This window comes from Mucilaginibacter sp. FW306-07-L (assembly GCF_058782065.1).
Genome location: NZ_JBYSXI010000001.1, coordinates 1504087 through 1530546, shown reverse-complemented (window position 1 = coordinate 1530546; position 26460 = coordinate 1504087). Strand labels below are relative to the sequence as shown.

Sequence of the window (26460 nt, the reverse complement as noted above, 5' to 3'; positions counted from 1 at the left end):
TATTGGTTTATACATATTAAAATTCAGGCAAGGTACGCTATCACATACTTGTGCCCTTTACCTATTTTAGCCAACAACACGCATAACTTAGCCTTTTAAGAGTTCATGGATAATACATGCTCAAATTTTGCTATCCGCCGGTGTATCTCCATACAGGTACGGCTGTTGTGGTACGGGCATTTCCAGATGCCTACCTTATCCTCGTGGGCCATCAGGCTGCCATCGGCATATACGCCCCACACCCACTCGCCATTTTTACTGTCAACAATATGCTGTTGTACAAATTGCCAAAGTTTGATGGATATGGCCGCGTACTTCCATTCGCCGGTAAGCTGCCAGGCGTTCAAATAACCTACCATAGCTTCTGCCTGTACCCACCAATGTTTTTCGCGCACCAAGCCGCCATGTGCCGGATCATACTCGTACCACAAACCACCGTCGGCGGTGTCAATTCCTTCGAGAGCGGCATCAGCCATCTTAACGGCATAATCCTGAAATTTGGTTTTCAATACTTCTTCACCAATAATTTCAGCGGCTTCAAGCAATAACCAGGCTGCCTCAATATCGTGCCCATAAGAGACAATGTGTGAGCGCCTGTTCCATTCCTCATCAAAAAACAATTGCAGATGAAAGGTTTCCGAATCAATAATATGGTCGTTAAAATTTTTTAGCAAGCCGATGATCTGCTGCTTTAAACCATCATCAGGCCAAACGGTATACAGGTTGGCATACGCCTCGAGCACATGCAGGTGCGTATTCATTGATTTTTTTTCGTTGGCATCCTTCACGCTCAGGCGCAAATCGTCAATAGGCTGCCACTCGCGGGTGTAGGCTTCAAAATAACCGGTGTATTGGGTATCATAGCTTTTATCTACCAGTAAATTATACAGATTTATGGCTTGCTGTTTTACTTCATCGTTATTAACGGCTTTATAATATTCGGCCAGGGCATAAATAACAAAGGCGTTGGCATAAACCTGTTTTTTGGTATCAAGGGGGTTACCAAGGTGATCCGCCGTCCAGTATATGCCGCCATATTGCGCATCAACAAATACGGTTGTTATGTATTGATAAGCCCGCTCTGCCTGTTCAAGGTAACTATCGTTTGCCTCAAAATTATATGCCGCCGCGTAAGCCCATAAAATACGGGCATTCATTACCGAGCCTTTAGGCGCGTCAACCCTGGCTTGATTAAGGTGGTTTAACCGGCCTATAAAGCCACCGTTTTGCAGATCAACCGCGTATTTACTCCAAAAGTCAAGAATATGCGTTAGTTCCTGTTTAACTTCATTGCCATATTGCAGTAGTTGACCGGTGTTTTTCAAAAGGTAAATGGTTAAACTGTGTAAGTGATAAAATAATGCAGCACCGCAAATAATGACAGAACAAGCAATGATCAAAACTACAGGCAGCAGGTAAAATGCATTAATACTTTTTTACCAAACATTTATATAAAAGCATCAAAAATTGCTTGTGAAGCAAATGGTGATTATTTTAGTACACTGTTATACCAATTATAATAAGCCAGTTATAGCATTTTAAAAACTTTGTTAATATTTTAATAAGTATTGTTGTGTAATAAAATTATTACTTAATTTACACGCAATTAATAAAAGCTAACCCTAATTAAGCTTTATGCGAAACCTGATTAAACCTCTTGCAATTACCCTTGCGGGTGCGGCCTTAATGACATCAACCGCACGAGCCCAAACCGAAACGGATGCCTTAATGATGGGCAAAAAGAATTTATGCATTGCCGCCGGGTACGCCTACAATTCGTGGGACAGGTACTGGGAAGGCAGCATGAAACGCGACAATGCCAACATCGGTACATTTTCATCATCATCCATTATGGCGATGCTTAACTATGGCCTGAGCAATGACCTGAACATCATGGTATCATTACCTTATGTATCAACCAAAACTTCGGCAGGTACCCTAAGCAGCCTGAACGGCTTTCAGGATCTGAGTTTTTACGTTAAATACAGGCCAGTACACAAAACATTCGGCAGCCAAAAACTATCGGTATTTGCCGTGGGTGGTTACAGTGCGCCGAGCCATAACTATAATGTGGATTTGATGCCGGTATCTATCGGTATGGGCAGCAATATTACCACCGGCCGTTTAATTGTTGATTACCAGTTAAGCAAATTTTTCGCAACTGCATCGGGCTCATATTTGTACCGCAGCAATGTGCAAATTGACCGTACCGCTTACTATACCACCCGCCAGATCAACTCAAACCAGGTGCAAATGCCCAACGCCGGTGTATACCAGTTCAGAACCGGGTACCGTACACCTTTTATTATAGCCGAGGCTTATGTTGACCACATGCGCACTTACGGTGGTTTTGATATCCGCCGAAATGATATGCCGTTTGTAAGCAATACCATGAACAGCACCAACGTAGGTTTTGAGGGTAAATATTACCTGCCTAAACTACGCGCGCTGGGCTTACATGCTGCCGCCTGGAAAACACTTGAAGGACGTAACGTAGGCCAAGCCACCGGTTTTATGGCTGGTGTGCTTTATACTTTAAACACGGCTAAACTGTAATTAATTATTACCTGATTTTATGAAGAAACTTTTTACCCAACCGGCTTTTGCCATATTAATAGCCGCCACCTTTACCGCCTGTAATAAGGATATTAAGGAATATAATGAGGACTTCCCGGCGCTGCAACCCGCTAAGGTTGATGCTACGGCCGGTAACTGGAAGCCGTTAGTAATAACATCGGCTGAAGAATTTAACCTGCCCGAACCGGAAGCAACAACTTCTGCCAATTATAAAAAAGAAGTAAGCGATTTAAAGGCCTTGTCGGCAAACCTTACTTCGGAGCAGCGCGAGATCATAAACTACTGGAAAGTAGGCAGCGTGCTGCGCTGGAATGAAATTATGCGCGAGCTGGTAGCCAAGCATAACCTTCCACCCTACCAAAACCCGGATGGCACCTACCCTATCCCAAGCGCGGCTAACCCGTTCTCGTACCCGCAATTTCCATTCTCAAACCCGCCTTATGCCGCCCGTGCCTACGCTTATGTTAGCGCCGCGCAGTATGACGCGCTGGTGGCTGCATGGCATTTTAAATACAAATACAACCGCCAGGCTGCTTATAAAACTGATGCTGGAATTACGATTTCAGTGCCTAAAAGCGATTTGCCATCTTATCCATCTGAAGATGCCGTGGTTGCTGGTGCATCATTCGAGATCATGAAACTACTTTTCCCGGCTGATATTGAGTACATTAAACAAAAAGCCGAGGAGGAGAAACAATATCGTATGCTTGCCGGTGTAAACGTAGCAAGTGATGTTATCGCAGGCGACTCGTTAGGCCGTTGGGTAGCCCGCAAAGTGGTAGCCCGTGCTAAAACGGATGGCATGGGTGCCGCCGTTGGTAACGCTACCGTTTGGAAAAAACTGGAAGATGATTGTATCGCCAAAGGCGAAACCCCATGGTACTCGCTTGAGATACCTAAAAGGCCGCCTATGTTACCGGTATTCGGTAACGTAAAACCGATGATGTTCGCTGCCACGGATGTAGCCTCTATCCGTCCGCCTGCGCCGCCTGCAACCAATTCAGAGATCATGAAAAAAGAAGTAGCTGAAGTATTGGACTTTACTAAAAACGCCAGCCGCGAGCGGATGCGCATTGTAAACTATTGGGCCGATGGGGTAGGCACCTATACCCCGGCCGGGCACTGGAATGCTATTGCCACAACAGAATTTGTTAAGAACCAATATAGTGAAGTACGCTGGGCACGTAACTATGCATTGCTAAACGCATCCTTAATGGATGCCGCTATTGTGTGCTGGAATACTAAATACTATTACTTTAACGCCCGCCCCTGCCAGCTTGACGGGCGCATAAAAACTCTCACAGGTGTACCTAATTTCCCGGCTTATATATCAGGGCACTCTACCTTTAGCGGGGCGGCTGCAACCATTTTGGCTTACCTGTTACCATCAAAAGCGAAGGAATTTGAAGATATGGCCAACGAAGCATCCATGTCTCGCATGTATGGTGGTATTCACTACCGGTCTGATTGTTCGGAAGGTTTAATCACCGGTCAAAAAGTGGGTAATTACGCCGTTGAAAGGGCAAAAGTTGACGGGGCCAACTAAAAACAGATACAGTATAATTATAAAAAATAAACCACCGGCAATACTACCGGTGGTTTATTTTTTATAAAGGGTTTATTATTATGTGGTTTGATCGCGAAACGCTTTCACTTCATTATGCGCTTTTTGCAGAATAGCCTGCTGTTTAGTAAGCATCTCGCGGATATAGGCCGGAATAAATTCCTCTTCGAGCGCTGATTGATAAGCCTTCAGTATCGCATCCTCGCCAAATTCACATTCATCCAGAATGCTTTTGGTGCTGTTACCTGTAAACTTTGCTTTCAGATCAAGCCACGTACGGTGTAACGTGCCTGATACTGATGTATTATTTTGTACATCTTTGGGGCTGCTTAATGCTTGCACCTCGGTTGCCAGTTCCATTTTAAACTGATGGCTTTCGCCAATGCAATTGGTAAACAGATAACGTATGTTAGCATCGCTTTCCTTTAAATCATTCAGAGCTCGTTCAAAGCCGCTGATACGGTCGTTATTGATCTGAACGAGGTCGTTCAAAATCTCAACGGTTGCTGTTGTATTTTCCATGGTAATGTTATTAACAGCTAAATTTTATCCGCTTATCTTCCTGATGATCCAGATAATAATAGCCACAACCAGTATCACAACTATGATACCAACATAAACACCGGCCTTAAATATATCGCCGATAACCTGGCAACTGCTTAAACTCATGATGGCCATCATAAAGGCCAGTATGCTAAATTTTCTCATAGTAGTGTGTGTTTTATATAGTGATATGTTATTGAAGTATTAACATAACCTATACCGTGTATGTTTTAAATTGATCTATTTTATTGGCCGATATGTTTATTTTAGCCGCCGATGGATGGATCAGATACATTTTTGAGGCTTGATAATATAACCGTACGTGGTTATAACAAATTACTGTTTGAGCGGCTGTCGCTCAGTGTCCAACAGGGGCAGCACTGGGCTTTGGTTGGCGAAAGCGGCTCGGGCAAAAGTGCCCTGCTGCAAACCATTGCCGGTAAACTCAACATTACTAATGGTAGTATTACCTATGGTTTTTGGGAGGAATACAAAAAGCAGCACCCGGAAAACCAGATCACTTTCCATCAACTGATCACGCTGCTTGAATCAAAGCATAGCTTTAAAAACCTCTCGAACACTACTGATTTTTATTACCAGCAGCGTTTCAACTCGTCAGACTCTGACGACTCGCCTACCGTGACCGAATACATTCAAAGCATTAAGCCATTAAAAGGCCGCGAACTATGGAACCTTGAGGAGGTGATCGCTTTGCTCAACCTGCAGCCATTGCTGCACAAAAAGCTGATCATGCTCTCCAACGGCGAAACCAAACGGCTGCGTATTGCATCAGCATTGATAAAAAACCCGGCGCTACTGTTGCTTGACAATCCACTTACAGGACTTGATGTAAACACCCGGCAGGAATTTAATGCGATCATCAATAAAATAGCCGATGGCGGTACTACGGTGATCATGACGGCAGCTCCTACGGAAATACCGGCATCTGTAACACATGTTGCTGTACTGAAAGATGGTGCTATTATTGAAACCAGCACACGCGAGGCGTTTGATGCATCCAAATACAATTTTAATTTGCAAAGTAAAATTGATGGCGATGCCATTGCCGCACTTACGCATCAGTCTGAGGCTTCGCCCTATGAGTACATTGTGAATATGCACGAAGTAAACATACGTTATGGCGAAAACCAGGTACTTAAAAATGTAAACTGGCAAATTAAACCGGGCGAACACTGGGCATTGTTAGGCCCGAATGGTGCGGGAAAATCAACCTTATTGAGCTTAATTAACGGGGATAACCCGCAAGCCTATGCCAATGATATTGTATTGTTTGACAAAAAACGCGGCAGCGGCGAAAGCATTTGGGATATTAAGAAACGCATTGGCTATGTATCTCCGGAGTTTTACCAATACTTTCCGGCTGATAACAGTTGCTTGCAGGTGATCGAATCCGGCTTTTATGATACGCTGGGGCTATTCCGCCCGTCAAACGCGGCCTATCAGCAAAAGGCATTGCAGTGGATGAAAGTTTTGGAGATAGACAAATACGCCCGTACCTTACTTAAAAACATACCCGCATCGGCACAGCGGCTTTGCCTGCTGGCACGCGCGCTGGTGAAAAACCCGCCGCTGTTGATTTTCGATGAACCCTGCCAGGGACTTGATACCCACCAGCAGGAACACTTTAAACGTATAGTTGAGCAGATATGCCACAACACATCCGTTACGCTGATATACGTTACCCATTACCAGCACGAAATACCCGATAGTGTGGATAAGGTTTTACGTTTGGAGAAGGGTGAGGTGGCAAACTGAACAAAATTTACAACGGGTTTAAATGCTATAACACAAAACAGAATAAACCATGCCACAGCGGCTAATAATGTCGAAATTTTATTAAACCCTGAATTAGTAAGGTTTTGACTGATATGCTTCAATCCCTCGGCAACCGAACTGTCATGTATTCTAACGAGTTCTGAATCGCCGCTTAAACCGCAGATGAACGACATATTCTGCTCACCACTTCTAACCGGTTCAGGTAATTTGTAGTATGCCATAATCTCATCATCTATGCAATAATAACGAAAATTTGGCTCCTCATTAATTATACAAAAATTGATTACGTCAACGAGATCCTCATAGTTTGCTTTACTACCAAATTTGATGCGCAAGCCGTTGGTGGTATCTTTTTTTGCAATTAGATGCTTAATGAGCGTAGAAGCATTACTTAAAGCAATGGTGGTCTTATCGGAAGGTTCGTTAATCCAGATAGTTCTGTAATGCCTGTAACTGGTATCTTTATAATTTTGATAAAAATCACTTCCAAACATAGTCGAGGTGTTTTCTATACTTCGCGTACGCCAAACAATCTCTGTCATGAAATATTTACTCGCAAATACATCATGATAAATATAAATAACTACAACAAGCGGTAATAAAACAAGACTGATTATTCCCGGATGATAGAATTTTACAGATTTAGGTTTACGGCTCATAAATCTTATGTTTAATAAATAAATATAAGCATCAATCTGTACATTTTGTGTCAATTATTGATCGGTAGTTTTATTTGGCCTATAATACATGTATTTTTGTATATATGAATACAGCCGATCTGTTACTGCGCGCCCTGAAGTTTGATTTTTTGAGTATGGAGGAAGGCGTTTACCTATATCACAACGCCCCTACCGCTGAGTTGATGCATGTAGCTAATCAGCTCCGGAAAATCCAGGTGCCGCATGGTAAGGTAACCTGGCAGATTGATCGTAATGTAAACACCACTAACGTTTGTATTGCCAACTGTAAATTCTGTAACTTTTTCCGTCGCCCGGGGCACGAGGATAGTTATATAACCGATATTGAAACATACAAACGCAAGATAGAGGAAACCTTCAGGTACGGCGGAGACCAGTTGCTGTTGCAGGGAGGTCACCACCCTGACCTCGGTCTGGAATTTTACACTACGCTTTTCCGCCAGTTAAAGGAGTTATATCCTAACTTGAAACTGCATTCGCTTGGCCCGCCGGAGATTGCCCACGTATCAAAGCTTGAAGGCATGAGCCATTACGATGTGCTTAAAGCGATGAAGGAAGCCGGACTTGACTCATTACCCGGAGCAGGTGCCGAGATTTTGAATGACCGTGTTCGCCGCCTGATATCAAAAGGTAAATGCGGCGGTAAGGAGTGGCTGGATGTAATGCGTGCGGCTCACAAGCTTAACCTGCCCACATCAGCCACTATGATGTTTGGCCACGTGGAAACTATTGAGGAACGCTTTGAACACCTGGTATGGATCAGGGAAGTACAATCAGAAAAACCTGAAGGCCACTATGGTTTTACAGCCTTTATTCCATGGCCGTTTCAGGACGACGGAACCCTATTGCGCAAAGTTCGCGGTATTACTAATAACGTAAGCGGCGATGAATATATCCGCATGATAGCCCTCAGCCGCATTATGCTGCCCAATGTTAAAAACATACAGGCATCCTGGTTAACCGTAGGCAAACAGGTAGCACAATTATGCCTGCATGGCGGCGCTAATGATTTTGGTTCGATCATGATAGAAGAGAACGTAGTATCCGCAGCGGGAGCCCCGCATCGCTTTACGGCTAAAGGTATTCAGGAATCAATTATTGAGGCCGGCTTTGAGCCGCAACTGCGTAACCAACGTTATGAATGGCGCGAGATACCTGCACAGATAGAAGAACAGGTGATAAACTACTAAGATATTTTATATAACAAAACAGGCCCTGCAATATTGCAGGGCCTGTTTTGTTATATATGGTTTGTGTTATTAGTTAACTTTAATAAACGAACCTACCAGTAATTTTAAAACGTCGTCTTTTGATAAAGGCTCATCAAACGCGGCGGTAGCTGAGGCTTTGCTTGCGCTTGTGCCTACAGCAGGTAGTTTAGTTATATCAACAGGTGCAGAAGCAGGCCCTTGAATTACATTATCCTCACCCTCGTAGTTACCGTTAACCACAGCGATGCCTGTGTCATTACCTGTAGTGGTGCTCACTATCCATGGTTTTAGGCCGAGATTTAGTTTTTTGTTAAGCACATAACGTACTACAGCGGCATGGCGCGCCTCAACCGCGTGGATAGATACCGCAGCGGTTAAAATATCGGCGTTGCTTTTTACAGCGCCAACCTGGCCTTTGTATGCTCTTACACCGGTATCTTCAAACGCTACAGACACTTTCAGGAAGGTATCATAGTTTCTCAATACATCATCAAAAGTACCGTTAGCAGTTAAGTCAAAAGTAAAGGCACTTTTCGGCGTTGCTGCTGAACCAAGCACTTTTTGTAAAAACGCTACGTGGTTGTTCTCATCACGTGATATTTTATCAAAATAGGCTGATTTATCTGATGAAGGTATCAGGCCTGTAGCAGCCCTGCCTTTGTTATAAAATTCAGCCTCAAGATACTCGAGTGTTAAGGCATAGTTCAATACTTCAACAATTGATGTTGGCAATGATTGGCCGTATGCTTTTTTAAGCAGCGTGCCAAATGCGAATGGCAAAGCGGCAACAGCCACTTTTGAACCGAAGCTTGCCATATTTCTGATAGCGCTGCGGCGCGGGTTGATACGATCGCCCAGTTCAGGATCGATCTTCTCTATATTTTCAATTACATTAAATAAGTTCATGGTAGCTGGGGTTAAAAGTTAAAGTTTTTTGCACTGATCTTGGTTTTAAGAAAGGTATTAGCTGTAGCTACAACCTTATTTGGGCCAAGGTGAATATTAAGTCCGTCAGCATCAACCTGATCGCTGTTAACAAAACTTCCAGGTGATATCAGGTTGCTGATCACCGCCGCGTGCCTTGCTTCTACCGAAACAATTTTACCGGCAATAACCAAGTAATCAACATTTTGAATTTTTGATGCAACACCATCATAAGCGGCTACACCCAAATCTTCAAATGCTTTTGCAGTGCTCAATACACTTGTACGGCTGCTAAAATCAATCTTGCTAAAATCAGGAGTAAGGCCTTTAATAGCGCCTGAACCTAATGCTGCTTTAAAAAACTCACGGTGAGCAACCTCATGGTCTCGAATGTCGGTAAGCAACAATCTTTCTTCCGATGTAAACTCAGCAGAGAATGAGCTTACTACCTGTATATAAAACGCTGCTTCTAACTGCTCAAGGGCATAAGCATAGTTTAATATACCCGGATCGCCCGATCCTACGTCAGTGGTGCCGCTTCCGTTTTCGCCTCCAACTTCCTCGTAAGCGCTGTTGTCTTTAGAGCAGGCCTGCATTGCCACAATACCGGCAACAGCAGTACTCGCCCCGGCATAACGCAAAAAGGCCCGCCTTGCCATATTTGCATTATTTAGGTTTTGTGTTTCTGTTTTCATAATACTGATATATAAAATTTTGGTTTATAATTGTACATACCTGTTTTTATCGGTTACGGTTTTATATCAGGCACAACATACCTACAACCGTAAGGAATAACCGACATAAACACAGCTAAATAGCATGAAAAACGTTGAATTACATATCGAAGCATTGATATTTTCTTCCGAGCAAAGCCTGAGGCTTGAGGAGATCATGTATTGCCTTCAGAGTGCCTTTGAGCAGGATTTTGATGATAAACAGGTATTAGATCACCTTAACAACATCCGCATCAAATACCAACAGGATGATTTCGCTATAGAATTGATTAAAATCAATAACGGCTATCAGTTTCTCACTAAAAAGCAATTCCACGCGGTTGTAAGCCTGTTGCAGGCACAACGGGCTAAAAAAAAACTCAGCCAGGCCGCTATGGAAACTCTTGCCATTATAGCCTACAAACAGCCTGTTACCAAAACTGATATTGAACAGATACGCGGCGTAAACTGCGACTACTCGATACAAAAACTACTGGAGAAAGAGTTGATAGCCATTGTTGGCAAAGCAGAGGCCGTAGGCCGGCCCATATTGTACGGCACCAGCCCGTTATTTATGGATTATTTTGGCATCAACTCGCCCAATGAATTACCTCAGATAAAAGAACTTACAACCGACAGCTCAACCATAGGTGAAGCAACGGAATAAATTTTTGCGTTTTTATACATAAAAAACGGATTTTAGTTATTTTTACTGAACGCATTTAACCCTGATTAAATAGCCAAAGCTTATAAATTATTTGAAGTAATTATTACTAACAGTTAGTATAATGGGAACGCCAAAGAAAACAGTGAACAAAAAGCCTGCTTCTAAAAATGCCGGCGAGAAAAAACCAAATGGCCTGGCTGATACCTCCAAGCCGCAAAAAAGGTTTGTTGATGACGATGATGATGACGAGTTTGAAGCCCCGCTGGACGAACTTGATTACGACTCGTTAGGCAACAGCTATGATGACGACGACGACGATTATAAATATTAATAACTCATAAAGTATTCGGATTGAACTGAATGCTTTTTTATTTTCGGCTAACGCGATAGATGCGATTGCTGTATATTAGCTTGTAATGACCAAGCTATTAACCAACTTTAAACGATATACTCTATTTGTATTGTTGTTGCTTTACGCGGCACCCGGCCGGGCACAAACAAATAAGAAACATGTTAATATTTTAGCCATCTATGAAAATGGCGGCCACCACGTAGCTTATTCGGCGGCGGCAAAAGTATGGCTTGATAAACTGGCTGCTGATAGTGGTTTTACTATCAACTATATTAACCACGCCAACCAGATCACCGACTCATTATTAAATAAACATAACCTCATTATTCAGCTTGATTTTCCGCCTTATGGCTGGGGCAAAACCGCTGAACAGGCCGTTATTAAATATATTACCGAAGGCCGGGGCGGATGGATAGGCTTTCATCATGCCAGTTTAATGGGTGATTTTGACGGCTTTAAAATGTGGGATTGGTATTACAGTTTTATGGGACATATAAAATTCAAGAACTATATAGCCACCTTTGCTGATGCTACGGTTAACATTGAGCAAAGCAAGCACCCGGTGTTTAAAGGTGTGCCATCACATTTTGAAATTAAAGACGACGAATGGTACACGTATGATAAAAGTCCGCGTGCTGAGGTAAACGTATTGGCCAGTGTTGATGAGAAGTCATACAAGCCAGCATCATCTATCACAATGGGCGATCATCCCGTGATATGGACAAACCCTAAATTTAAGGCCCGGAATATTTACATTTTTATGGGTCATTCGCCAACCCTGTTCGATAACGCGGCATATACCACCCTGTTTAAAAATGCCATTCTATGGGCTGCATCCAAAAACCCTGCTAATGAAAATTAAGGTTATACTGATATTGCTGCTGTTGGGTAAATCCAGCTACGCACAAACTAATATTTACATTAACCAGGTTGCCTTTAATAGCGAGGGACCTAAGCAGGCTGTTATTACGGTTAGTAAGCCTATTAAGGTTTACCCAAACTTTACTATCATCAACGCCTTAAATCAAAACGTATATAGCGGCAAGCCCGGCAACATGCAACGCGTTGAGGATTGGATGCCGGGTAAATACATTTATCAGGCTGATTTTAGCGCACTAAAACAAGCAGGCACTTACCGGCTTATTTTTGATGGAGATACATCCGACGTTTTTACCATAGGCAACAACCAACTGGCTACCCTTACCCTACCTGCCATGCTCAATTATTATCATAAGCAAAGGGCTAATACACCGAAGGAATTAGGAGCTGATGCGCACGTGCAACTTTTTGGCAGCGATAAACGGGTTGACCTTCGCGGTGGCTGGTGCGATGCATCGGGCGATGTAAGCAAATACTTTTCGCACCTGGCATATGCCAACTTTATGTCGCCCCAGCAAATACCATTGGTTACCTGGTCAATGCTGAATACGTGCGAAACCCTGCCCGACATGCTGGATCAAATGAACATTAAGGATTCGCTGGAGAACGAAGCTTTATACGGGGCTGATTATATTTTTCGATCGCTATCTACAGAAGGTTATTTTTACATGACCTTGTTCAGTTACTTCAAAAAAGACCCGAACGAACGGAGAGTGGTTGGCTTATTAGCCAACAGCGTTACTACCAACCAATACCAATGCGCTTTTCGTGAAGGCGGGGGAATGGGCATAGCAGCGCTGGCCCGTGCAGCACGTTGGAAAAAGCATGGCGAATATACCCAGGCACAATATCTGGCGGCAGCTAAAAAAGCCTTTGCCCACCTCTTGATTAACAATGAAAAGTATTGCGATGATGGCAACGAAAACATCATTGATGATTATTGCGCCCTGATGGCGGCCACCGAACTTTGGTTAACAACGCACCAAGCGCGCTATCAAACAGAAGCTCGTAAACGTGCCAAAAACTTAAACAAACGCCTAACCACAACGGGCTATTTTGTTGCTGATAATGGCACACGCCCCTACTGGCATGCATCTGATGCTGGGTTGCCGGTTGTGGCTTTATGCCGGTATATAACTACCGAAACTGATAAAACCTTAAAAGCCTCGGCAACAGCTACGGTAAAAAAGCATTTGTTATACCTGCTAAGGGTAACTAATAACGGTGCTAATCCGTTTGGCTATGCGCGCCAAACCATAAAGGTTCATGGTGTTATCAAAAACAGTTTTTTTATTCCGCATGATAATGAAACCGGCTGGTGGTGGCAAGGCGAAAACGCCCGGTTAGCATCATTAGCTACCGCGGCACTGGTAGGCGGCAAAATAGCTTTTAGTGATAACCATCACATACAAAACGAACTTAAAACATTTGCCACTCAACAGATAAACTGGATATTGGGGTGCAACCCTTACCAAACATGCTTTATGTATAAATTTGGCAAAAATAATGTACCTTACATGCAGTCGAGCTTCGGCCACGGCTCTGAAAGAGGTGGTATTTCAAACGGTATTACCGGTAAGGATGGCCATGCCGATGGCAGCGGGATTGATTTTAAAAGAGAGGCCGAAGGTAATGAGTGGCGCTGGACCGAGCAATGGATTCCGCATGCCGCATGGTTTATGCAGGCGGTTACCGCCCTATCCGTACAATAAGTATTATTAATAATGATCAAGTATTTCAAAAAATCCGGGGTATTACTTTTTATATTCGCAATGCTGCTCAGCGGCACTCAAAGCTTTGCACAAAAAATGCTTCCTGCATTCAGGGTTATTGCATTTTATACGGCTAAAAATGATGCGGCACACATCAGTTTTGTAAACGAGGCAAATAAATGGTTTGCCCAGGTAGCCGCGCAAAATCATTTCGCTTATGATGCCACCAACGACTGGAGCAAACTGAACAGTAAAAACCTGGCGAAATACAAAGTAGTTATATTTTTAGATACCCGCCCCGAGGCAAAAGCGCAGCGTGATGCCTTTGAAACTTACATGCGTAATGGCGGTGGCTGGATGGGCTTCCATTTTTCGGCATTCGCCCTCACCCCGTCAGATTATCCGCAAAACTGGGACTGGTACCATAATGAATTTTTAGGTTCGGGCAGTTATGTAAGCAATACCTGGCGGCCAACATCAGCCAGTATAAAGGTTGACGACCGAAACCACCCGGTTACCAAAGGCATGCCGGTATTATTCAGGGCATCACCTAACGAGTGGTACCGCTGGGAAAAAGATCTGCGTAAGAATAAAGACATCCGGGTACTTTGCTCAATAGATAGCTGCAGCTTTCCGCTGGGCACCGGGCCAAAACCCGAAGAAATATGGCATAGCGGCGATTACCCCGTGGTATGGACCAACACTAAGTATAAAATGATATACTTTAACATGGGCCATAATGATATGGATTATGAGCATGGCACCAATGAAACGCTTTCGCACACGTTTGACAGTGCCGTTGAGGATAAAATGATCGTTAATAGTTTAATGTGGCTTGGCGGTAAACTATCATCGCGATAGCAAAATATTTTTCCGGTTAGAGGCTGCTAACTAAGGTATATGACAGGAAATAAATAGGTACCAGCGATTTAATTAAGAAGCCTTTCTCGGGCGTTTTCCCCTACGCTCAGACACGGCAGAAACCGCATAGCCTGCCGGGCGAACTGATTTACGCCTGACCTGCTGCTGTACCTGTTGTACAGGCTGCTGCCTGTCGGCAAGGCGCACGCTAATGGTACGCTCATCAATACTACCACCGTCAAGGGCTTTTATTACGGCTGCCGCGCTTAACTCATCGGCCATATTAATAAAACCGTAGCCTTTGCTTTGCCCGCTCTCTATATCAGTAATAATTTTTACAGATGCTACGTGACCATACTGATGGCAAATTTCAGTGAGCTCGGCTTCATCCATGTCGCGGGGAATACCCACGATGAAAAGTTTTGTCATGATTGTTATTGTGTCAATGTTACAACGAAAAGTGTGCCACTAAATTTTATAAGTTGCAAACTATCGTGTAATTGTTGCGAAGTTAAATCAGCGAGGTGTATTTTGTACACACTTGCTGTTAATATTATACAAGGCTGACAGTACTAAAATTTATTATTTGTTATTAATAGGTTTTAACAAACGCCCAATTGGGTAGCGCAAATAAGTCTGCTCAAAAAAGGGGGAATTACGATATATAAATTCCAGTTGCGCATTGGCGCTTTGTTTCAATTCAGGTTGAGAAATTTTTGCAGTATCCAACTTTTTTTGCAGATCGGGATGCGTTTTTAAATACTGGTAAGCTATATCCTCAAAAACATAATCCGAATAGTGTTCTTTTTGCCCCAGCATCGAGTCAAAAAATCCCCATGTAAAAAATGAATCTACACCCTGCGGTTCCAGGGTTTCAACAATATACCGGTTAACCGGCTGATTGGTGTACACCACGTAATCGCCTTTATAAAACTTCACCTTATTGTTATCTATTGTTTTGAGTGATACATCGTAATGCAGGTAATGCCCTTCGTAAGGTTTGGACCGGGTTTTGTAATCGCCGATATAATAGGTCTGTATGGTAAGCGTAGTATCATGCTTTAACTGCTGCATGGTTACCTTGTTCAACTTAAACAACTCAATTATTTTAGCCCATGCCTGCGGTATAATATAAGCCACCGGTTTGTTCACCGTAGTGGTAGCTTTGTAGGTGTTATAATATTTAATCTGCTTGGTAAAGGGTTTGCTCCTGTCGTAATATAATCTCGGCAAACCGCTTATATCGCTGGGTTTATGGCCGGCTTCATAACCTTTAAAAGTTATCATATCAAACTTTTCGGCATCAAGTGCCCAGTTAAGGGCGAAGCTTTGCTGTTTGGTTACCTGGACATCGGCCTGTCGCTTCAGCTCCCCTATTTTCCAGGCATCGCGCTGACAAATAGCTACCAGGCTCTGCATAAAGTTGTAGGTGGCGTATACTTTTTTATCGTAAGGTTTGAGCATGTGTGTTTCGGTCATGTAACTGATCACGTTGTGCTGCGCGCCATACCCGGTTGAAAATCGAGGCGTTTCCAAAAAAGCTACAATGCCCGAGTCGGGCGTTTCCTTCATGCTTTCTACATAAGGTGTCATTTCAAAACCAACGACTGCCATACGTTTATATAATTCAGGCGATAAGGTTTCGGATGTATAACGTGCCAGTACAGGGTTTTGCTTATCCTTTTGTGTTTCTATCAGTGTCATTACATACTGGTAATCGGCACCGTTGCTGGCATGATTATCCAATAAAACCTCTGGCTGCCAGGTGTTGAATATCTGCATAAAGGCCATCGCGTTTCGGCTATCGGCCTTGATAAAGTCACGATTAAGATCAAGATTGCGGTAATTACCCCTGAAACCATAAGCGGCCGGTCCGTTTTGGCTGATGCGGGATACGCCCCTGTTCAGGCTCCCGTCAATATTATACAGTGCGATAAAACACAGCACCACATCATTGGGCAGTTTGTTATTTTTAAGTAGATCGCGCGTTAACATCATGCTGGCATCAATACCCTCCGGCTCACCGGGATGAATGCCGTTATTGATGAGCAGTACCCGCTTATTTTGCTTTTTTACAACAGCCGGATCAAACACTCCGCTTTTTGAAAGTACCACTAATGTTAACGGTTTTCCAACATCGGTACTTCCATAATTAATTAAGCGCAGTTGACTGGGGTATTGCTTAGCCAAAGCATTGTAATAAGCTATTACCTCGGCGTAAGTGGCTGTGTAGTTTTTATCGGGGCTTTTTTCAAAAGGGGTAAGCTGCGCTGATGCTGCCGATACAACTGCAGTTAACAGGAATATAGCAAGGAGCGCTTTTATAGATGAAGGTATTTTACAGAACATATTGACCGTAAAGTTACACTTATATCTTGACCATGATTTTCAGGATTTAAGGATGAACAGGATTTTGACTTTTTTCTGTCTTGCTAAGCTTGTCGAAGCATAAACGAACTATTTTCCCCTTGCGCGCACCCTTCGACAAGCTCAGGGTGATAACCACATTTTATTGCCTGAAAAGGCATTCTGTTAATTCCGCAAATTCTGGTTCAGCCCCCCTCGCGTACCCTTCTACAAGCTCAGGGTGACAACCTGATGTATTTAGATCGACAGCCTGTAATGCTGAGCCTGTCGAAGCATAAATGGGCTGACAAGGCATTCTGTTAATTCCCAAATTCCGCGAATTCTGGTCAAGACAAATAATTCACATAATGCTCCTCAAAGGTACCATCGCTATACAGATCGATCAGGCCGTAGCCGGGTGCGGTTTCGCGGCGGTTACCGTCCCACCAGGCGCCGCTTACGGCACCGTCGCAAATGTAGGTTACGTTGTTGTACACTAAACGCTCACGCAGATGTATGTGCCCGCTTAGGCACAGCTTTACATTCGGGTGCTGGTAAAAAAGTTTGATAATTTTTGATACATCAGTATGCATATCGCCGCCATACATTTGCCAGCGGTTTACAATATCATCTTCTATCAGGTTGGTAGCGGTTAGTATGGGTATGTGCGACATGATGAGCACCGGCATATTAGCATCAGTGCTTTTCAGCTCCTGCTCCAGCCAGTTAAACTGCGCATCACCCAGTTTGCCAATGTACCAGGTACCGTCAATATCCAGGTTAACGCTATCCAGTACAATGAACTTCCAGCCGTTTTTTACCATGCTGTAATACGGCTTGCTCAACTGTAACTGGTCGAGCGAGTATTGTTTGCCGTATACGGCCTGCCCTTTATTATTTTCGGCCCACCAAATATCGTGGTTACCCAAGCAATAGCTTACCGGCAAACTGCAATCGCTTTTCAGTATATCCTTATACAGCTTCCACTGAGTGTTGATGGTATCCATGCTCTCCTTATTCATGTCGAACACAATGTCGCCGCCGTTCAGTATCATATCCACTTTAGGCGTTTGCTGCTGCACATGATGCAGGCATTTAGCGAATTTAGCGGGGGCACCGAGTTCATTTTTCAGATGAATGTCGGTTAAATGCGCTACCCGCAGCACCTGTTTACGTGTGGGGTTTGGGGTCGCAAGTATTATTGAAGGCGCTATAAGTGCCGCGCCAAGTGTTTTTAATACGGATCGTCTTTGCATATATATTATAATCAAACAAAGCTATCACCTCCCGTTTTTACTTGAGGGATGAAGTATGTTATGAAATAATTAAATCAGCCTGTCAGGGGCTATTGCAGATAAATGGTTTGCGTAAATGCACCGTTAACCGCGGCATCCCAAACTTCAATCCTTAACCACTTGCGGCCTTTTAAATCTACCGGCCAGGCAAATTTTTTATTGCCAAATGCCTGCGTACCATTCAGTTCAATGCGGTGTCGGTACACCTTGCTGCCATCGCCTGAAATGATCTCGGCAAAACTTAGCGGGAAGGTCCAGTTTATTTGCACATTTACGGTTGCCTTGCCATTAGCAGGCAGTTTGAGGGTTTCGCCGGATGGCTTGCCATTAACGTTAAAAACCGGCAGCGTTATCTCACCTGTCGAACTAAAGAATTGTCCGGTTTGAATAGCATTCAGCACCGGCTGCCAGCCTTGCTTAAAGTCGGGCAGCTTATCCATCTTTAAATAATTCACATTTAGGTGGGCATACATTTCATTCTCGGGCTCTATGGTAAACAAATCGGCCTCGGCAATAATATTCTTTTTTAGTCCCCAGTTATTCATGTCGTCCAGCAACTCAAACACCCGGTCGCCAAAGCGGGGTTTAGACAGGTCGGCAGGGATATGCTTCCAGGCTCCGCCTAAAAAATGATCGGACAAAAAGAACTTTTCATCCTTATACTTATCAGGATAACCGGTTGAGCCTTTGGTGCGCGGATGAGCTGTCCACATCAGGCCATTCTCAGCTTCCATCAGTTTAAGCATGTCCTCCTTATCGCCTATGTGATACACCTTGCCATAGCCGGTCACCTCGCTTACAAAGGGTTGATCCTGCTTTCGTGCCATCACCCAATAAACGGGTTTGGGGAAAAATGATAGCCAATGGCCGCCTAAAAATTCGTTAGGCTCTTCGCCCGGCAGCAGTAAAAATTTATTATCTGAAAAACGGGCGCATATATCATGCAGGGCTTTTAATTCCGGCAGGCGGAGGCTGTCCGGCCCCTTAGGGTGCGCAGTATAGTGAAACTCCGCCAGGTGAATGATATCAATGCCTGTTTTTTTAAATACTTTAACAAAATTCGGACTATCGGGCACGGCCTTGCCTTTCCGCACCACATTCATTATAAACTCATTATGAAAATGGCTCGACAAAGTTTTATAACCTGCCACTTTAGGGTATATATCACTATGGGTAAACTTTTTAACCTCTGCCAATACATCGCCCGGCGAACCGGTACTTAACAGGCAAAAAAAGTTAAGGCGTTGTTGTGTATTAGGTGGGGCGTTAAACCAGGGCACAAATCGCTTATCGCCCTCTAACTCCTGCCGTATGCCAATGCCGTAGCCGGGCAGCATATTGCGGTACCCTTTGCCATACCAAACAAATTTGAGGTTAAAGGCCTCATCAAGCGGATAAAAATACTGATGCGGTGCCGGAAAAACGGCCAGGCTGCCTGTTTTACCTTGTGCCAATATGGTGCGGTACTTTACGGCAAGGTTACGGCTGGCATCTTCCGTATTAACTGTAGCGGTTTGTAATTTGTCATCTGTTGATGCCCAGGCCATTTTTTGAAAGGATGGCGTTTGGCTCACCAGGCCGGCATCATACACTATAGCGGTAGAATCAACAGGGGTCGACATTACCGCGGCCACGTTGATCAGCGGCGAGCCGTTATATAAAGTAATTTCGAGCGTACCATTAAATGAGGCTGCGCTTACTTTGCCCAGTTTTATTACCGTGCGTGAGCCGGCAGTACTAACAGCAGCCACACCCTTTTCAAATTTTACCGGGTATGATTGATGCGGCTTTTGCGGCACCTTATCAAAAAAAATATTCCAACCGTTTTGTGAGATGAGGTCGCGCTTGCCTACGGTAAGTACAAAAGCGGGGTCGAGGCCACCGCTTACTTCCCGGTATATTTTGCTCCGGCTTACCTGCATGCTTTTAAACAGGGGCTTATTACTGTCCAGGTCAAGCAACAACTGTCCATGCTCGTTACCGCCCACAGGCCAGCTAACGGTAAGTATCTTATTTTTTAAAATCGCTTTAGCAGAACTGGCCTTGTTAAAGCCTGAAAAATTAACAGTTGTTTGGGCATTAAGCAGCAAAGGGCATAGCCACAGCGCGAGGATGAGCTTTTTTAACATAGTTTTTCAATTGGTTGCAGCAAGATATAATTTTCCTTGCAAATTCAACCAACTGAAAATTATCAAGCCAATTAAGAACCGCTATCCGGTTGAAAATCCAGCGAAACGGAATTCATGCAAAAGCGTTTGTGTGTAGGCGGCGGGCCATCGTCAAATATGTGCCCCAGGTGCGAGTTACAGCGTGCGCATTGCACTTCAGTACGTTCCATACCCAGTGAATTATCAGTCAGATAGATAACGCTGTTTTTGCGTACAGGCTCAAAAAAACTCGGCCAGCCGCATTCGCTTGCAAATTTAGCATCCGAACGAAAGAGTTTGTTTCCGCAAACCGCGCAATAATAGGTACCCTTGGCATTGGCATTCCAATATTTACCTGTAAAAGCGCGTTCGGTAGCGGCCTCGCGGGCTACCTTGTATAGTTCAGTCGGCAGAATTTTTTTCCATTCCGCGTTGCTTACTTTTAATTTTTTGGTGTCGGTATTTGAGTAATAGGGATTACGTTCATGCCCCTTATCGTTTTTTATGTTTTGGGCCGAAGCGCCAAATCCTATAGCAAGCAGAAATATGATGATACTTATTTTCATGATTAGTTATTGTTTAAAAGCATTATGGTGTAGTTTAATGTATTTTGATGTTATAAACGATAAATTTGAGGAGATGGATGCTTAGATTCAGGTATATTATTTTAATATGACAATACGTTTAAGCGATAAGCAAACCGACAGGATGACGTAAAACAAAATCAGCCTGAAAACGCCGTGATGATAACCCGCCAAAGCTACCGAACTGCCTGCCAAAGCAGGTATGGCACGAGAGTTGAACTAATCTGAATATAAAAATATAAACACATGAATACTGAAAAAGCGATATTAGCCGGTGGTTGTTTTTGGGGCGTTGAGGAACTCATCAGGCAGTTGCCGGGTGTTGAAACTACCGTGGTTGGCTATACCGGCGGCGATGTGCCTAATGCCACCTACCGTAATCATGGCACACATGCCGAAGGCATCGCCATAACATTTGATCCGGAAGTATTATCATACCGTAAACTGCTGGAATACTTTTTCCAGATCCACGACCCAACTACACGTAACCGCCAGGGTAATGATATTGGTACATCCTACCGCTCCGCTATATTTTACCTGAATGATGAGCAAAAAGAAACCGCTACTACATTGATCAGCGAGTTAGAGGCTTCAGGAAAATGGCCGGGAAAATTCGTTACCGAAGTTGTACCCGCCGGTGATTTCTGGGATGCAGAAGAAGAACACCAGGCTTACCTGCAAAAACGTCCTTTTGGTTACACTTGCCACTTTGAACGTGCTGACTGGACGTTATAATCTGAATAAACATTATTAGGGAAGAGGTGTTGTTTCGGGATGAACGAAACCAGCAACCTCATCCCTTTAAATAATAATGCATTTGCGGCAGGCAATAACGCCATTAAATTCTGTGCGTATGTTTACGGCATTTACGCGCTGTTTTTGCTGGTTGAGTGTATAGATTTTTTAGCGCTGCTCCACACGCCCGAGCCCGGATTTCATGCCACATACAGCGTAGTGCATGTGGCATTTTTTATACTTGAACTCATTGTGTGCGCATCATTAACGCTGGGTTTATTATTATTACTGATAGCGAAGGACAAGAAGCCGCAAACAGTGGTAGCCGTTGTGCTAATAATAACCATCATTAGGGCGGCATTAATTTACTACCTGTACTGGAAAACTGAGCCCGAGGTTCATTTCATCCCCTATATCTACAAAAAAGCGAGTGATTTTAGTGCCCCGATGAGAGGCATAATGTTACCCCTGCAAATTATTGGCGGGCTTGTTTGCACCTGGATATGGATCAAGGCCGGCCGAAAAGCCAAAGTTGTTAGTCAAAATTAATGATGGAGATTTAGAAAAAGCTTTACAACATTTACGCGATGCCGTTGTTGTTGAGTGCAAACTCAAACCTATGAAAAAGCTACTCCTGTTCACGCTGCTATTATCGGCTGCGTTATTTACTAATAAAACTTTTGCTCAGTCAGAAGAACGCCGCAACAAGATACAATTAGTGGTTAATTATGGCGGCAAGGCTATAACCACCGAATTAAACTCGCTAAACACCTCTCTTTCACGAAATGTTGATGATGAGGTTGCGCCACCTGTAGCCGGTAAGGATACCAGTAAAACCAAGCTTCCCGGTTTAACAGGCTCCTCTTTTTACCTTACAATGGACGCTAAACAAATCGACATGGAAATGATGAAAGTGTTTTCTAAAAAACAAACCCGGTTTGACGGTACCATTACCATAACCGATACCTTTGGCAAAAACGCGCAACGTGTAATTAAATTCAAACAAGCCTCGCTATACAATTACTCCGATCAGTTTTCGGCTGCCTCTTATGGTGATACCTATGGTAGCGTGATGTTATCAATAGTATGTAAGGAAATTTCTATTAACGGTATCGAGATAGAACAATAAAGCCGGACAACAACCTAACCAGGCAAATATAAATCTCCATGAATTGGATACCTCATTTACCTGCATCACATGATTAAGCTGTCGGCTTATTTTACGCTTTGCTGCTTAGTGCTTACCCTGCTATCCTGCCATAAAAACAGAGTGGTTGAAACTTCCTTTTATTTTTGGAAGACGGTTTATCAGCCTGATAATACAGAGAAGCAATATTTTGATAGCCTGCACTGTAAAAAACTATACGTACGCATAATGGATGTGGATGATAGCGATAACGGCCCGGTTCCGGTATCGCCAATTACTTTTAAGGAGCCGATAGCAGCTTCTGTGCAAATAGTCCCGGTAGTATTTATCGTTAACCGGGTACTTAAAGGCCAAACACATGAGCAATTAAACGCGCTGGCTGCCAAAATAGCTTATTACGTAGCAGGGAAGATAAACCAGGCCGGCAAAAAATCATTCAACGAGTTACAAATTGACTGTGACTGGACACGCACCACACGCGATAATTACTTTTACCTGCTGGAGCGCATTAAGGCTAATAGCTATCTTAAAAATAAACAATTATCAGCAACGTTACGCCTACATCAGCTTAAAAACCAAAAGAGCAACGGCATCCCGCCGGTGAACCATGTTATGCTGATGTGCTACAATATGGGCAACCTGCGCAAATACGGCACCCAAAACTCCATATTGGAACAAAGCGAACTTGAAAAATATGTGGGCCGTAATTTAACTGATTACCGCCTGCCGGTAGATGTGGGTTTACCCCTGTTTAGCTGGGCAGTCGTATTCAGGCAGGGTGACTATATCGGTATAGCCAAAAGACTGGATAAGCAAACGCTCGGCAACAGATCCCTGTTTAAACTGACCGGAAAAAACTTTTACACCTTACTTAAAAACTATCCCGCTTTAGGCTTAAAACAGGGTGATGAAGTACGCTGGGAAAGCATCTCTGCCGATCAGCTTAACCAGGCATCAAACACCGTACAAAAATACCTGGCATCAGATACGGTTAACGTTATTTATTTTCATTTGGATCAATTGACACTTAAACAATACACTTATGCAACTCTGGAAAAAACTGCTGCTCTGTTTCGTTAGTTTGACAGGATGTTCGCTGATAGGCATCGCCGTTATAATGGCTTGCTCAGACGAACCGGACCCTTATGATTATTATACCTCATTTTTTCATCCGGATGTTCAAAGCCAGAAAGATTATGGCGCTTTTTACTTTACCGATTACCGCTTTACCTATACGGATGATGAACCGGTAAGCGAAGCGGCCATCAACGCTGCCGAATGGGCCGGTTACCTGGGGCAGCCGGTTAAAGCAGCGGATGTTGAAGCTGTTATGTATAACCTGGATAGCGCGGGCAAGGAAAGCGCCTACCGCTTTCTTAACCAGGAAGGTGCCGCGGCAGATAGTATTGCATCCAATGCTTTTTTGTTAGCCTTGAAAAGCCCGGAGCATATGGCAGCCCTTAAATATTACCGGTTTGCACAACAGGCGGAAAAGCTTGGCCAATCAAGCTATAATTACTGGGAACCGGCACCGCTTGATACTGCCGGATTAATAACTACGGCAAACGAAGCGTTGCAGTCAGCCACAAGCGAGAGCGATCCTTTTTTGAAGTTAAGGTACTTTTACCAGGCACAAAAGCTGAATCATTACGCGCAAAATTACACAGCCGCAAAAAGCATTTTTGATCAGCATATCGCTAAAACCTCAACTCAAAGCCATATTAAAGGCTGGGCACTGTCGCTTAAAGCGGGTGAAGATCGCCGCCTGGGTGATACGGTGCAGGCTGCCTACCTTTTTTCAAAAGTGTTTGCCACTTACCCGGAGCGCCGCGTACAGGCTTTTCGCAATTACCATTATATTGACGCGCCGTTTGATGAGGTGCTGAAACTTGCAGACAGCCCCGAAGAAAAGGCTAACCTGTATGCCATTGCAGGCTTTGCCGAGGATGAGATCAAAACAGATAATTTAGAGCAGGTTTACAGCAACGCCCCATCGTCGCCTATGGTGGGTGTATTGCTGGTTAGGGAAGTAAATAAACTGGAGCAGAATTACCTCACACCTGCGCTTTATAATAACAGCGATAAATTTTACAGCGATCAGGCACAGGTTAAAACAGAAAAGCAGTCTGCTACGGCTGGTTCAAAATGGCCGTTGTGGCTGGGTATTATAGTTCTGATTACAGGGGCTGTTCTATTAATCGTCGCATTTAAAAAACAGCCGGTTAAACCCGCTTTTAAAGTATTAGGCGGAGCTTTGCTGTTAGCAGGTGCGGCAGGTATGGTTTGGTTTTTTGTGAGCAAGCCTATTGATACTCCTACTGAAAAAAGCAGCTTGCCAAAAGGCAGCTTTTATGTAGCCCTGCCGGATAGCATAAAAAACACCTATGACGCGCATATTGAAAAACTCAGGGGCTTTTGCGAAACACTTACCAGTGAGGCTAAATATTCCGACGCGCAAATAGGCACCATTGTTAATGCCTACCTGTATTTTATGCAAAACAAACCCGACGAGGGATTGGCAGCAATTGATAATATTAACGGACAAAAACTTACCGCTAAACTGGACGATCAAAAGCAAATTATACAACTGCTGTTAACTGCCCAGCGTTTTAAACAGTTAAAACCGGTTGATGAAGCCTCGCTCCTGCCCGCTTTAAAATGGCTTGATGATAAGGTTGCTAAAGGCGTAAAAACCAAACAGGATGTATATCCGCCGCAACCGTCAAACATCAATCAGTTTGCTGTTACCCAGCGTAATTTTTATACTTATGTACTGGCACCAGCCTACCTGCGGCAAGGCGATACGGCCAAGGCAGCATTGGCTATGCTGAACAGCCAAAACGACAACAGTACAAACTACCGCTACAGCATGTACAGGGAGATGCCCGACTTTTGGTATAACTATTTGCATACCGATCATTTAAAACAACTGATAGGCTGGAAAAACAAGCGCCCGGCCGAAGCGTATATGGCTTTTTTTACCGAAGGCTTAAAACAGGTAAGCGATAGCAGCCTGTATGAGTTGCTTGGCACTATACAACTGCGCGAACATCGTTACCAGGACGCGCTGGCCTCCTTCCGTACTAAAAAGGCCAAACTTAACTTCGCGCGTGTGCCTGAAGAAGGCTTTACCGGTGGCGACCCGTTTGATGTAACCATTAACGACTATCCAAAAAACGCATCTCGTGGAGTTAATAAACTCCAGTTTGCCGAAAAAATGGCACAGCTTGAAGCCAAGCTAAAGGATGACCCAAAGAATGCCGATACCTATTTTAAAATGGCTACGGCAATGTATAATACCTCTACCTACGGTAATTCATGGTACATGATATCATACATCTGGTCGTCCTATGATTTTGGCCGCAACCGGCTTTATTATTACGACGCGGATTACGTAAAGGCCGCGTCAGCCAAACAGTATTACTTAAAGGCAAGGGATTTGAGTACCGATGCGGAGTTTAAAGCCACCTGTACCTTTATGGCCGCCAAATGCGAGCAAAAGGAACGGGAAGCTCCATCATACGAAAATTATGAAACTTATGATGAGCAGGAAAAAGCTTATCAGAAACAACTGAGGAGCAACAGCTTTTTTAAGGAGATGCAGCAATATAAAAACACAAAGTTCTACCAAAGGGCAGTTAACGAGTGCAGCTATCTGGGGGATTTTATCAGTAATCAGTAAACCCGCTATCGCAGGTGGCAGGCAGT

The 26460-nt window shown here is 43.8% G+C and carries 25 protein-coding genes; 14 read left to right on the top strand and 11 right to left on the bottom strand.

Going from position 1 to position 26460, the window contains the following annotated elements; translation table 11 throughout:
* Positions 1-95: 95 nt before the first annotated feature.
* A complete protein-coding gene (locus tag AC3WJC_RS06890; protein WP_492398337.1) occupies positions 96-1325 on the bottom strand; it encodes an AGE family epimerase/isomerase in 1230 nt (409 codons plus the stop codon).
* 310 nt (positions 1326-1635) lie between these two features.
* Between AC3WJC_RS06890 and AC3WJC_RS06885 the strand changes: the two genes are divergently transcribed.
* Together AC3WJC_RS06885 and AC3WJC_RS06880 are read left to right on the top strand one after the other, a co-directional pair.
* Entirely contained in the window at positions 1636-2556 is a 921-nt protein-coding gene (locus AC3WJC_RS06885; protein ID WP_492398336.1) for a hypothetical protein, read from the top strand.
* Positions 2557-2575: 19 nt separating this feature from the next.
* The gene (locus tag AC3WJC_RS06880; protein ID WP_492398335.1) at positions 2576-4123 is read left to right on the top strand and encodes a vanadium-dependent haloperoxidase; all 1548 of its coding nucleotides are present in this window, start codon (positions 2576-2578) and stop codon (positions 4121-4123) included.
* A gap of 78 nt (positions 4124-4201) precedes the next feature.
* Here AC3WJC_RS06880 and AC3WJC_RS06875 read toward each other — a convergent pair whose 3' ends face one another.
* Complete coding sequence (locus AC3WJC_RS06875; RefSeq protein WP_492398334.1) at positions 4202-4663, bottom strand: PA2169 family four-helix-bundle protein; 462 nt, start codon at positions 4661-4663, stop codon at positions 4202-4204.
* Positions 4664-4687: 24 nt separating this feature from the next.
* Complete coding sequence (locus tag AC3WJC_RS06870) at positions 4688-4849, bottom strand: hypothetical protein (RefSeq protein ID WP_492398333.1); 162 nt, start codon at positions 4847-4849, stop codon at positions 4688-4690.
* Between the two features lie 111 nt (positions 4850-4960).
* Here AC3WJC_RS06870 and AC3WJC_RS06865 point away from each other — a divergent pair, with 111 nt between their 5' ends.
* Positions 4961-6460 (top strand): ATP-binding cassette domain-containing protein, encoded by a 1500-nt coding sequence (locus tag AC3WJC_RS06865; RefSeq protein ID WP_492398332.1) that lies wholly within the window; start codon positions 4961-4963, stop codon positions 6458-6460.
* Here AC3WJC_RS06865 and AC3WJC_RS06860 read toward each other — a convergent pair.
* Positions 6391-7140, bottom strand: a complete 750-nt coding sequence (locus AC3WJC_RS06860) for a hypothetical protein (protein ID WP_492398331.1) — start codon at positions 7138-7140, stop codon at positions 6391-6393. The genes AC3WJC_RS06865 and AC3WJC_RS06860 overlap by 70 nt on opposite strands.
* Positions 7141-7244: 104 nt before the next feature.
* Between AC3WJC_RS06860 and mqnC the strand changes: the two genes are divergently transcribed.
* Positions 7245-8369 (top strand): cyclic dehypoxanthinyl futalosine synthase, encoded by a 1125-nt coding sequence (mqnC, locus tag AC3WJC_RS06855; protein ID WP_492398330.1) that lies wholly within the window; start codon positions 7245-7247, stop codon positions 8367-8369.
* A 69-nt stretch (positions 8370-8438) separates the two neighbouring features.
* Here mqnC and AC3WJC_RS06850 read toward each other — a convergent pair whose 3' ends face one another.
* Both AC3WJC_RS06850 and AC3WJC_RS06845 read right to left on the bottom strand, forming a co-directional pair.
* Entirely contained in the window at positions 8439-9296 is an 858-nt protein-coding gene (locus AC3WJC_RS06850; protein ID WP_492398329.1) for a ferritin-like domain-containing protein, read from the bottom strand.
* Positions 9297-9307: 11 nt separating this feature from the next.
* Positions 9308-10009 carry a ferritin-like domain-containing protein gene (locus AC3WJC_RS06845; protein WP_492398328.1) on the bottom strand — a complete coding sequence of 234 codons (702 nt, stop codon included), beginning with the start codon at positions 10007-10009 and terminating at the stop codon, positions 9308-9310.
* A 124-nt stretch (positions 10010-10133) separates the two neighbouring features.
* Here AC3WJC_RS06845 and scpB point away from each other — a divergent pair, with 124 nt between their 5' ends.
* The 5 genes from scpB (at position 10134) to AC3WJC_RS06820 (ending at position 14498) form a co-directional block, all read left to right on the top strand.
* Positions 10134-10694 (top strand): SMC-Scp complex subunit ScpB, encoded by a 561-nt coding sequence (gene scpB, locus AC3WJC_RS06840; protein WP_492398327.1) that lies wholly within the window; start codon positions 10134-10136, stop codon positions 10692-10694.
* Between the two features lie 121 nt (positions 10695-10815).
* Positions 10816-11025, top strand: coding sequence for a hypothetical protein (locus tag AC3WJC_RS06835; protein WP_492398326.1), 210 nt, complete (start codon positions 10816-10818; stop codon positions 11023-11025).
* Between the two features lie 85 nt (positions 11026-11110).
* Positions 11111-11908 (top strand): ThuA domain-containing protein, encoded by a 798-nt coding sequence (locus AC3WJC_RS06830; RefSeq protein WP_492398325.1) that lies wholly within the window; start codon positions 11111-11113, stop codon positions 11906-11908.
* The gene (locus AC3WJC_RS06825) at positions 11898-13637 is read left to right on the top strand and encodes a glycoside hydrolase family 9 protein (RefSeq protein WP_492398324.1); all 1740 of its coding nucleotides are present in this window, start codon (positions 11898-11900) and stop codon (positions 13635-13637) included. Before AC3WJC_RS06830 ends, AC3WJC_RS06825 begins: the two co-directional genes overlap by 11 nt.
* A gap of 12 nt (positions 13638-13649) precedes the next feature.
* Positions 13650-14498, top strand: coding sequence for a ThuA domain-containing protein (locus AC3WJC_RS06820; RefSeq protein WP_492398323.1), 849 nt, complete (start codon positions 13650-13652; stop codon positions 14496-14498).
* A 72-nt stretch (positions 14499-14570) separates the two neighbouring features.
* On the opposite strand, the gene AC3WJC_RS06815 is transcribed toward AC3WJC_RS06820, so the two are convergent.
* The 5 genes from AC3WJC_RS06815 to msrB all read right to left on the bottom strand — a co-directional run bounded on the left by AC3WJC_RS06815 (position 14571) and on the right by msrB (position 20852).
* Complete coding sequence (locus tag AC3WJC_RS06815) at positions 14571-14927, bottom strand: RNA recognition motif domain-containing protein (protein WP_492398322.1); 357 nt, start codon at positions 14925-14927, stop codon at positions 14571-14573.
* Between the two features lie 153 nt (positions 14928-15080).
* Complete coding sequence (locus AC3WJC_RS06810) at positions 15081-16847, bottom strand: M14 family zinc carboxypeptidase (protein ID WP_492398321.1); 1767 nt, start codon at positions 16845-16847, stop codon at positions 15081-15083.
* 344 nt (positions 16848-17191) lie between these two features.
* Entirely contained in the window at positions 17192-18100 is a 909-nt protein-coding gene (locus AC3WJC_RS06805) for a metallophosphoesterase family protein (RefSeq protein ID WP_492398320.1), read from the bottom strand.
* An 89-nt stretch (positions 18101-18189) separates the two neighbouring features.
* Positions 18190-20268 (bottom strand): CehA/McbA family metallohydrolase domain-containing protein, encoded by a 2079-nt coding sequence (locus AC3WJC_RS06800; protein WP_492398319.1) that lies wholly within the window; start codon positions 20266-20268, stop codon positions 18190-18192.
* Positions 20269-20339: 71 nt separating this feature from the next.
* The gene (gene msrB / locus AC3WJC_RS06795; protein ID WP_492398318.1) at positions 20340-20852 is read right to left on the bottom strand and encodes a peptide-methionine (R)-S-oxide reductase MsrB; all 513 of its coding nucleotides are present in this window, start codon (positions 20850-20852) and stop codon (positions 20340-20342) included.
* Between the two features lie 264 nt (positions 20853-21116).
* Between msrB and msrA the strand changes: the two genes are divergently transcribed.
* The 5 genes from msrA (at position 21117) to AC3WJC_RS06770 (ending at position 26434) form a co-directional block, all read left to right on the top strand.
* Positions 21117-21605, top strand: a complete 489-nt coding sequence (msrA, locus tag AC3WJC_RS06790; RefSeq protein WP_492398317.1) for a peptide-methionine (S)-S-oxide reductase MsrA — start codon at positions 21117-21119, stop codon at positions 21603-21605.
* A 39-nt stretch (positions 21606-21644) separates the two neighbouring features.
* Positions 21645-22154: a hypothetical protein gene (locus AC3WJC_RS06785; RefSeq protein WP_492398316.1), complete on the top strand. Its 510-nt coding sequence runs from the start codon at positions 21645-21647 to the stop codon at positions 22152-22154.
* A gap of 70 nt (positions 22155-22224) precedes the next feature.
* The gene (tssD, locus tag AC3WJC_RS06780) at positions 22225-22734 is read left to right on the top strand and encodes a type VI secretion system tube protein TssD (RefSeq protein WP_492398315.1); all 510 of its coding nucleotides are present in this window, start codon (positions 22225-22227) and stop codon (positions 22732-22734) included.
* Positions 22735-22803: 69 nt separating this feature from the next.
* Positions 22804-23832, top strand: coding sequence for a hypothetical protein (locus AC3WJC_RS06775; RefSeq protein ID WP_492398314.1), 1029 nt, complete (start codon positions 22804-22806; stop codon positions 23830-23832).
* Positions 23795-26434: a hypothetical protein gene (locus AC3WJC_RS06770; RefSeq protein WP_492398313.1), complete on the top strand. Its 2640-nt coding sequence runs from the start codon at positions 23795-23797 to the stop codon at positions 26432-26434. The genes AC3WJC_RS06775 and AC3WJC_RS06770 overlap by 38 nt, the downstream gene beginning before the upstream one ends.
* The last annotated feature ends 26 nt before the right edge of the window (positions 26435-26460 follow it).

Bases quoted from the DNA above. Each gene is read 5' to 3' on its own strand.
- AC3WJC_RS06885 (WP_492398336.1), top strand. From the start codon at position 1,636: ATGCGAAACCTGATTAAACCTCTTGCAATTACCCTTGCGGGTGCGGCC.
- AC3WJC_RS06880 (WP_492398335.1), top strand. From the start codon at position 2,576: ATGAAGAAACTTTTTACCCAACCGGCTTTTGCCATATTAATAGCCGCC.
- AC3WJC_RS06875 (WP_492398334.1), bottom strand. From the start codon at position 4,663: ATGGAAAATACAACAGCAACCGTTGAGATTTTGAACGACCTCGTTCAG.
- AC3WJC_RS06870 (WP_492398333.1), bottom strand. From the start codon at position 4,849: ATGAGAAAATTTAGCATACTGGCCTTTATGATGGCCATCATGAGTTTA.
- AC3WJC_RS06865 (WP_492398332.1), top strand. From the start codon at position 4,961: ATGGATGGATCAGATACATTTTTGAGGCTTGATAATATAACCGTACGT.
- AC3WJC_RS06860 (WP_492398331.1), bottom strand. From the start codon at position 7,140: ATGAGCCGTAAACCTAAATCTGTAAAATTCTATCATCCGGGAATAATC.
- mqnC (WP_492398330.1), top strand. From the start codon at position 7,245: ATGAATACAGCCGATCTGTTACTGCGCGCCCTGAAGTTTGATTTTTTG.
- AC3WJC_RS06850 (WP_492398329.1), bottom strand. From the start codon at position 9,296: ATGAACTTATTTAATGTAATTGAAAATATAGAGAAGATCGATCCTGAA.
- AC3WJC_RS06845 (WP_492398328.1), bottom strand. From the start codon at position 10,009: ATGAAAACAGAAACACAAAACCTAAATAATGCAAATATGGCAAGGCGG.
- scpB (WP_492398327.1), top strand. From the start codon at position 10,134: ATGAAAAACGTTGAATTACATATCGAAGCATTGATATTTTCTTCCGAG.
- AC3WJC_RS06835 (WP_492398326.1), top strand. From the start codon at position 10,816: ATGGGAACGCCAAAGAAAACAGTGAACAAAAAGCCTGCTTCTAAAAAT.
- AC3WJC_RS06830 (WP_492398325.1), top strand. From the start codon at position 11,111: ATGACCAAGCTATTAACCAACTTTAAACGATATACTCTATTTGTATTG.
- AC3WJC_RS06825 (WP_492398324.1), top strand. From the start codon at position 11,898: ATGAAAATTAAGGTTATACTGATATTGCTGCTGTTGGGTAAATCCAGC.
- AC3WJC_RS06820 (WP_492398323.1), top strand. From the start codon at position 13,650: ATGATCAAGTATTTCAAAAAATCCGGGGTATTACTTTTTATATTCGCA.
- AC3WJC_RS06815 (WP_492398322.1), bottom strand. From the start codon at position 14,927: ATGACAAAACTTTTCATCGTGGGTATTCCCCGCGACATGGATGAAGCC.
- AC3WJC_RS06810 (WP_492398321.1), bottom strand. From the start codon at position 16,847: ATGTTCTGTAAAATACCTTCATCTATAAAAGCGCTCCTTGCTATATTC.
- AC3WJC_RS06805 (WP_492398320.1), bottom strand. From the start codon at position 18,100: ATGCAAAGACGATCCGTATTAAAAACACTTGGCGCGGCACTTATAGCG.
- AC3WJC_RS06800 (WP_492398319.1), bottom strand. From the start codon at position 20,268: ATGTTAAAAAAGCTCATCCTCGCGCTGTGGCTATGCCCTTTGCTGCTT.
- msrB (WP_492398318.1), bottom strand. From the start codon at position 20,852: ATGAAAATAAGTATCATCATATTTCTGCTTGCTATAGGATTTGGCGCT.
- msrA (WP_492398317.1), top strand. From the start codon at position 21,117: ATGAATACTGAAAAAGCGATATTAGCCGGTGGTTGTTTTTGGGGCGTT.
- AC3WJC_RS06785 (WP_492398316.1), top strand. From the start codon at position 21,645: ATGAACGAAACCAGCAACCTCATCCCTTTAAATAATAATGCATTTGCG.
- tssD (WP_492398315.1), top strand. From the start codon at position 22,225: ATGAAAAAGCTACTCCTGTTCACGCTGCTATTATCGGCTGCGTTATTT.
- AC3WJC_RS06775 (WP_492398314.1), top strand. From the start codon at position 22,804: ATGATTAAGCTGTCGGCTTATTTTACGCTTTGCTGCTTAGTGCTTACC.
- AC3WJC_RS06770 (WP_492398313.1), top strand. From the start codon at position 23,795: ATGCAACTCTGGAAAAAACTGCTGCTCTGTTTCGTTAGTTTGACAGGA.